Here is an 8,172-nt window from a genome sequence, read left to right on the forward strand (position 1 = left end):
TCCATGTCGAAGTCGGAGACAGCTTCTTCCTCGTCATCGTCCATGTCGAAGTCGGAGACAGCTTCTTCCTCGTCATCGTCCATGTCGAAGTCGGAGACAGCTTCTTCCTCGTCATCCTCGAAGGATTCCTCCTCCGAACTCATTGCTGACGCTGCTGCTGCCAGACCGGCGACTCCGGCGACTCCGGCCACTACTCCGGCTGCTGCTAAGGCTGCACCGCCGAATTTATTAGATTTGGCATCAGCGGGTGCAGCAGTTGCGGTTTGAGGAGCTGCTGGTGCAGCACTTGCGCTGGGAGCGGCTGCGGGGGCTGCTGTCGCAGTTTGAGCGCCCGCAGGGACTGCTGTCGCAGTTTGAGCGCCCGCAGGGGCTGCTGTCGCAGTTTGAGCGGCTGCGGGGGCTGCTGTCGCAGTTTGAGCGCCCGCAGGGGCTGCTGTCGCAGTTTGAGCGCCCGCAGGGGCTGCTGTCACTGCCGCTGGGGGTGCTGCGGGTGTTGGAGATTGACCGGCCGTCTGTGGCGCGGTATTTGAAGGCATACCCAGTGCTATGTCCGGGTCAAAATTTAGACCCAAGACTTCGATCAGGCTGTCTGCATCCGGCTTGAGTTTTGAGAAGGGCAGCATTAATTGCTGGAGTTCCGGCTCCAGGGCAGCCGCAATTCCCAGGATGAGGTAAGAAACAGGCCTTTTCCCGCCGTCGGGTGTGGCGACCGTGTTGTCAGCCGTCATGTGCAGGAGCAGCCAAGTCCGATTTGCCTGGTAGTAGTCCAACCACTTCTGTTTGAGAGCAACTGAAAAAGTATCAAAAAAAGCCATAACCTCTTTATCCTCATCCTGATCGCTAGACCTATTAAACCATCATCAGGTCTAGCTCATCTTCCTCCTTCTTGACCACCGGTTGCACTGGATTTAGATAAAAATCTGACAGCAAGGAGAATAATTCGCGATCGGGCGTGTCGTTGGGCACTACTCCTTCGGGCATTGCCAAAATCTGGTCGGCGATGTTGAGGTAGTAATCGCAGACGTAGTTGAGGGAGGGATCGCTCTGGGCCATCTCAAACAAAGTCTTGCCTTTGACGCGAGAAACGCGGATGTCTTCAATCAGCGGCAGCACTTCCAGCACCGGCATGGGTACGGTGTCGATGTACTTGTCGATCAAGTCGCGCTTGGAGGTGCGGTTGCCAATTAAACCGGCGAGGCGCAACGGGTGAGTGCGGGCTTTTTCGCGGACTGAGGCGGCGATGCGGTTGGCTGCAAATAATGCGTCGAACCCGTTGTCGGTAACAATCATGCAGTAGTCAGCGTAGTTCAAGGGGGCTGCAAAACCGCCGCACACTACGTCGCCGAGTACGTCAAACAGGATGATGTCGTATTCCTCGAAGGCATTGAGTTCTTTGAGCAGTTTGACGGTTTCGCCGACTACGTAGCCGCCGCAACCAGCTCCTGCGGGTGGGCCGCCTGCTTCTACGCAGTCAACGCCGCCGTAGCCTTTGTAGATGACATCTTCGGGCCAAACGTCTTCGTAGTGATAGTCCTTTTCTTGAAGGGTGTCAATAATTGTGGGGATCAAGAAGCCCGTGAGGGTAAATGTGCTGTCGTGCTTTGGATCGCAACCGATTTGCAAAACTTTCTTGCCGCGTTTGGCTAGGGCAACGGAGATGTTGCAGCTTGTTGTCGATTTGCCAATTCCACCTTTTCCGTAAACTGCGAGTTTCACTCTTTGTTCTCCTATAGGTTTCTATCAAAACGATCGGGGCTGGGGTTTCACGCTTTGATGTTGCGATCGCCCAAATGCAATAGCCTTTCCTCCAATCCCCTTACTGCAATCCCAATTCTTGTCAAGTTTGGAGTCGGCCGTGCGTTACCTCGTTGACAGCATTATTAGCTAACTTGCGAGGAAAAGAAAGGGGGCGTCGAAATGAAAATGCTAGTAATTTTGTTTATTTTGCATCTTTGGGCATCTTAGCTGCTTTTGGGATTTACAAATCTATTTTTATAATTATTTTACATTTTTAATGAATTTTAGAATACTTTCTTAATATAAAGAGGTACAAAAATAAAACAAAAATTAACTTCTCAAACAATCTCGGCTTTTGGCTTTGGGGCTAGGATGCAGGCAGTTGATGGCTTGTGCGGGTAACTGGAAGGGGCATAAAGGTGCTGTTGGATGAGCAAAACCGCAGAGTGAGTTCGATTAATTGGGCCTGGCGATCGCAAAGTTAGACGATTTTGGGTTTTGGATTTGGGATTTTAGATTGGGAAATAGTGATTTTGCTGGGGTTTTGAGTGTTGTGTAAAAAATTGTGAATTTTTAGGAATTGAGCGACAGTTGTCAGTGGGCAGTGGGCAATTGACCGCTTGACAGTGGGCAGTGGGCAGTTGGCAATTGGCAGTTGACAGTGGGCAATTGGCAGTTGACCGCTTGACAGTGGGCAGTGGGCAGTTGACAGTGGGCAGTTGGCAGTTGACGCATCGGTGCGTCGAAATCCGGTTTCTGCGAGTTTTGCATTTTGTGACGAGAAATCTCCGAAGAAACCGGGTTTCTGAGGGCGCAAGTGCGATCGCGAAATACAATTTTCAGTTGTTAGCGGTCAGTTTTTTGTAGTGCGAGCGTCCTCGCTCGCGTGCTTTACACAGCACGCGAGCGAGGACGCTCGCACTGTTGTAAAAAACATCCTTTTTGCGAAAATTGAGATGCTCCCCTGTCAACTGCCAACTAACAACTGCCAACTAACAACTGCCAACTGTCAACTGTCAAGCGGTCAACTGCCTTCTGACGATCGGAATTTCGATCGCAAATTCAGTACCCTGTCCAACTTCCGAAACGCAGTTTAGTCGTCCCCCGTGCTTTTCCACAATTAAATGGTAAGAAATCGACAGTCCCAACCCAGTGCCCTTCCCGACTGGTTTCGTAGTAAAAAACGGGTCAAATAATTGGCGGCGGATTTCATCCGGTATGCCCCGCCCGTTGTCGGAAATGCGGATCGCCATAAAATCGCCGCCCACAACTTCAGTCCGAATTGTAATAGCGGGAAGAGTCAATGGAGAACTAGGAATTGATGGCAGTGGATTTTTCCCATTTCCCTTTGCCCATTTGCCATTCTGGATTGCTTCATCCAAAGCATCAATAGCATTGCCGATAATATTCATAAACACTTGATTGAGCTGACCGCCACAGCACTCGACGCGGGGCAAATCGCCGTATTCCTTAATAATTTGAATAGCTGGATGTCCGCCTTGAGCTTTGAGCCGGTGCTGCAAAATCAACAAAGTGCTATCGATGCCTTCGTGAATGTCAACGAGTTTGATGTTGGATTGATCCGATCGCGAAAAATTGCGCATCGACAAAACTATTTGGCGGATGCGATCGGTTCCTACTTGCATCGAAGACACGATCTTAGATAAGTCTTCCACCAAAAAATCGATTTCCATATCTGCTGCCGCTTCCCGAATTTCCGAGACTGGTTCCGGATAGTGCTGCTGGTAAAGTTCCAATAGTTGGATCAATTCTTTGATGTAATGACTGGTGTGGGAAAGATTGCCGTAGATAAAATTAACCGGATTGTTAATTTCGTGAGCAATGCCGGCAATCATTTGTCCCAAAGAAGACATTTTTTCGGTGTGGACTAATTGAGTTTGAGTTTGCTGCAACTTCCGCACTGTTTCCTCTAATTGCTGTGCTTGATTTTTTAAGCAAGTTTGCTTGCGCCGCAACACTTCTTCGACTCGCTGGCGCTTGATAATATCCCGTCTCAATAATTCATTTGATTCTAAAAGTTGAGCGGTGCGTTCTTCAACTTGTTTTTTTAAGTCGTCGTGAGCTTGGCGCAGGGCTTCTTGGGCCCGCTGCCGCTCTAAAATTTCTTGTTGCAAAAGTTCGTTGGTTTTCTGCAATTGGGCGGCTCTATCGTCTACTGCTTGCTGCAACAGCTCGATCGTCCCGTACATCTCAGATTGGTTAAAAACTTGCGGCAAACTTGTCATAGAGACAACGCCCAAAAGCTCTCCCTGACTACCAGCTACTACCAAACGGCGCACGGAGTGCCGCTGCATGGACTGGTGGGCGCGGAAGAGGGAATCGCCGGGAGATATGCAAAATAAAGGCGAACTCATGGCCTCAGTTGCGGAGATTTCGGAGAGGTTTAATTCGAGGGCGTGAAACTGTACAATGTCGCGCTCGGTGACAATGCCGATCGGCATGGGGTAATTTTCTCTGGGTACTATTGGTACGATCGCCCGCTGTGGATGCTGAATTGGCTCTTCGACAATGACGACGCAACTAGCTCGATGTTTGACCATGAGCTGGGCTAAATCGAGGGCTGAGGCAGTTTTTGGCGCCGAAATGACTTCTTTTGTCATGACATCTGCCGCACAGCGCAAATTGGTTAGTAAGTTCACCGGTTGCAGGGCTTCGTGAATGGCTTCGCGGGTGATGATGCCGATCAGTCGCGAGTCCTCGTCCACTACGGGCAAATGCCGGATGGAGTGCTGGCGCAAGGTGAACATTGCTGTGAAGATATCTTGAGACTCGGATTGTTTGAGGGTGATGGGCGATCGAGTCATTACGTCAGCAATTGTCAGCCCGATGGCACAATTTGCCACAGTAGTTAACTTAACGATATCCCGTTCTGTAAAAATGCCGATCGGGCGATTATCTTCTACAACTAAGACGCAACTGCGCTTTGCCGGGCCCGGAAGAGCCTTTTGTTTTTCGGCACAATGCTGACAGGAGACGCGCATCGGGTTCATGAGAGCCAAGACTTGGGCGATCGGGGTTTCTGGAGCCACTGTCAGGGGGTGGCGGTCGATCGAGCGATCTAAAGGTGACGAGTAAATCGGTAGGCTGTTCGGCTCTACAGGGGGTTCTGATGGTTTAATTGCTAGCTGCGGAACTGAATCTAGGAAATGCTGTAATTGTTCTTCTTGTAGCATGGTTGATTATTAATTTTGCTTAATGAATTGTTACATTTTTGCAGGCATGGGTTGGCAGACTTAGCATTGGTTAAGGGGGTGAGCCCGCCGAAAAACGGATATAAGCCCCCGACAAGCGTCGTGGAGAGTCCCAAATTTTAGACCGTAGTTCAAGATCCCAGATCGATCTGTGGAGTAAATCTTCAATGCCCCAATCTTCAATGCCCCAATCGACTGACAGATTGTCGATCGACTGAAATCTGATTGCTAGAAACCCGTTATTTAATTTTTAATTTTTAATTCCTATGTCGTGGACACCATTAAATCATCGAATTCATCACTTGCCCCTGATCCTTGCGGGCCCGATTTTGCGCCGGACCCAAACAGGGGCCGTGACAGTTTGGCTGGCTCTGAAAGCACCCCGCCAAGTCGAACTCAAGGTTTTTTCAACTGAGGGTGGCACGGGCGAAATAGTCGGTGAGCCCTTGCTGCAAGGTGCGAACTCTACCGTGCAGATTGGCAAATACCTGCACGTAGTAGCTGTGACTGCTAAATCGATCGACAGCAATATCTTGACATCCGGGCAAATTTATGCTTATGACATTGAGTTTGCGGGGAGTCGCGAGTCGCCGTCGGTGGGAGTCCCAGAAAATGAGCAGGAAAATCTCCTTTCTTGCCTGTGGGCCGCTGACCCGGATTTGTCGGCTTTGGGGCCTGGGACGATTAGTTATTTCGCTCACGGGTTGCCGACTTTTGCGCTACCACCGAGGGATTTAAACTATTTGCGTATAGTGCACGGCTCTTGTCGCAAGCCCCACGGAGACGGCAGAGATGCGCTGCCAATCTTGGATAATGCGATCGAACAGTTTGCAGGTATGGCAAATTTCCGCCCCCACCAACTGTTTTTAACGGGTGACCAAATTTACGGCGATGACGTTGCCGATGCGATGCTGTGGGCCTTGACTGATGCTGGCGATACACTGTTGGGCTGGGAAGAAAGTCTACCCCTGATGGATGACGCCCAAATAAAAAAGAATTTGTGTACCAGTATACCTAAAAACTCGCAAAATAAAAATGTAATTCGCGCAGAAAGGGAAATTTTTAGAGAGGCGCCAATTCAGAAAGCGTCAAATGCTGAGTCAGAGTACAAAAAACCAATTCAGTTGCAGCCGGGGACTCGCAGCGATATTGCTAGAGATTTTGGTGGCTTTACGGCGATGTTGGTGAATAAACCGGATAAGGCTAAAAGTCACTTGTTTGGTTTGGGCGAATATTGCGCGATGTATTTGTTAGTTTGGTCTCCTGTCCTTTGGTGCGATAGTTTTCCGAAGGGTAAGGATATTTGTCAAGAGTCTAAGGAAGCAAAAGTCTGGGATAGAGAAGTTATCGAACTTGACGGTTTTTGTCGCAATTTGTGGCGGGTGAGGCGGGCGCTGGCAAATATTCCTAGTTATATGATTTGCGATGACCATGATGTTAGTGATGATTGTTTTTTGAATCGGGAGTGGTGTTATCGGGTGTTGGGTAAGCCGCTGGGGCGCCGGGTAGTGCAGAATGCTTTGCTGGCTTACGCTGTGTTTCAGGGTTGGGGAAATACGCCCGCACAGTTCGAGGAGGGAAGAGTAGGAGATAAGTTATTACAAGCTGCCCAAAAGTGGTCAGCTTCGGCGGGGACTGATGTTGCTGTTTGGGAGGAGGCTGCTAAGTATTTGGGAATTCCGGCGGTTGATAAGGAGACTGGTTTACCTAAGTTTAAGTTGGATGATGATGTTTTAATTTTGGATCGCGATGGCGGGGGTGCAGGTGAGGTTTTGAGTTGGCACTTTACTGTGAGAAGTTTTAAGCATGAGGTGATTGTGCTGGATACGCGGACTTGGCGGGGCTATCCGGTGGAAAGCGCGATCGCACCGCCGATGCTTTTGACTCATAAAGGTTTTGACGAGCAAATTCAGCAGCCTTTGCGGGAGACTGATTTGCTGAATCAAACTGGGGATTTTGCGATCGAGGCGACGCTGGTTGTGGTGCCGACAAATTTGGTAGGTTTGTGGATTATTGATGCGGTGCAAAGGCGGGATGTGGAACAGGGGAAGGTTTTTAATAGTGATGCGGGGGATGCTTGGAATTTTCATGAGTTGGCTTTTGTGAAGCTGTTGTCGGAGTTTTTTAAGCAGCGCGATCGGGTGATTGTGTTGACGGGGGATATTCATTATGCTGCTGCTGTGCGGCTGAGTTATTGGTCGGATTGTCATTTTGGGGATTGTCGCCCTGAAATTGAGTGTTTGCAGTCTGTATCTCAGGTGAATGGAGAATTGCAAATTTCGAGTCAAAGATTGTCTGTTTTGGCGCAATTAACAGCCAGTGCTTTTATTAATGAGGAGTGGAAAACTCATGTTATTCATACTAAGATTAAGTCGCTGTTTCCCGAGCGGACGCACGAATGTTTGGGATGGAACGAGCCGCTGGAGTTGGTGAAGATTCCGAGACGCGGCAGGAAGAAGGCTAGGGCGGCTGCGGTGAGGAATAGGCAATCTTTTCCTGATTGGGGTTATCGAGTTGACTGGGTGAAACGGCAAAAATCTCGGGTATTTTTGCAGCATGAAGATGGTGAGCCGTCAAGTGTATTGCCTAAAAATAAAGTGTTGTTATTCCTGCGTCGTTTGTGGAATTTGATAGCGCTGTTGTGGCGCAATCGGTGGCTGCAAGAGGGTGATGAGATTGTGGGTTATAGCAATATTGCGATCGTCAGTTTTCAATGGCCGGCTGATGGTGATGGGGAGAAGGCGGTGATGCAGAATGTTTATTGGCGGCCTCTTTGGGAATCGGATAGTGTGGTTTACAGTCAGTATTTTGTGCCGCTGGGATTGGATGAGTCAACTGGTGATTGATGTGGTGCTTGGCATTTGAGTTGATTTTTTGGGGCAGGCTAGAAGCCCACCCCACGGGTTGAAAAGTCGATCGCACATTTGCCATGCAAGTCGATCGACCAAAACTAGCTACATTTAGACTGACGAGGAGGCCGAGAAACCGGGTTTTTTACGATAAGATGCGCTACAACCGACAGATTCACAAAAAACCCGGTTTCTGGGAGTCGCAGTGCGTAAAGTGCACAAAAAGTCGATCGCCCGTTTCCCCAAAGTCGATCGCGCATTTGCCGAAAAGTCGATCGACCAAAACTAGCTACATTCAGACTGACGAGGAGGCCGAGAAACCGGGTTTTTTACGATAAGATGCGCTACAACCGACAGATTCACAAAAAACCCGG

Annotated in this window: 4 protein-coding genes; 1 reads left to right on the forward strand and 3 read right to left on the reverse strand. The window is 49.4% G+C overall.

Annotated features, from left to right (window positions below):
• The 3 genes from QUB64_RS19755 to QUB64_RS19765 all read right to left on the reverse strand — a co-directional run.
• Positions 1 to 815: DUF5331 domain-containing protein (locus QUB64_RS19755; protein WP_333269285.1), on the reverse strand; the 815-nt coding region annotated here is incomplete at its 3' end.
• Between the two features lie 34 nt (positions 816 to 849).
• Positions 850 to 1,716 carry a ferredoxin:protochlorophyllide reductase (ATP-dependent) iron-sulfur ATP-binding protein gene (gene bchL, locus QUB64_RS19760; RefSeq protein ID WP_333269284.1) on the reverse strand — a complete coding sequence of 289 codons (867 nt, stop codon included), beginning with the start codon at positions 1,714 to 1,716 and terminating at the stop codon, positions 850 to 852.
• Positions 1,717 to 2,753: 1,037 nt separating this feature from the next.
• Positions 2,754 to 4,931: a CBS domain-containing protein gene (locus tag QUB64_RS19765; RefSeq protein ID WP_333269283.1), complete on the reverse strand. Its 2,178-nt coding sequence runs from the start codon at positions 4,929 to 4,931 to the stop codon at positions 2,754 to 2,756.
• Between the two features lie 371 nt (positions 4,932 to 5,302).
• On the opposite strand from QUB64_RS19765, the gene QUB64_RS19770 reads away from it, so the two are divergent.
• Positions 5,303 to 7,795, forward strand: a complete 2,493-nt coding sequence (locus QUB64_RS19770) for a PhoD-like phosphatase (RefSeq protein ID WP_333269282.1) — start codon at positions 5,303 to 5,305, stop codon at positions 7,793 to 7,795.
• The last annotated feature ends 377 nt before the right edge of the window (positions 7,796 to 8,172 follow it).

This window comes from Microcoleus sp. Aus8_D2 (assembly GCF_036702665.1).
Lineage (GTDB): Bacteria > Cyanobacteriota > Cyanobacteriia > Cyanobacteriales > Microcoleaceae > Microcoleus.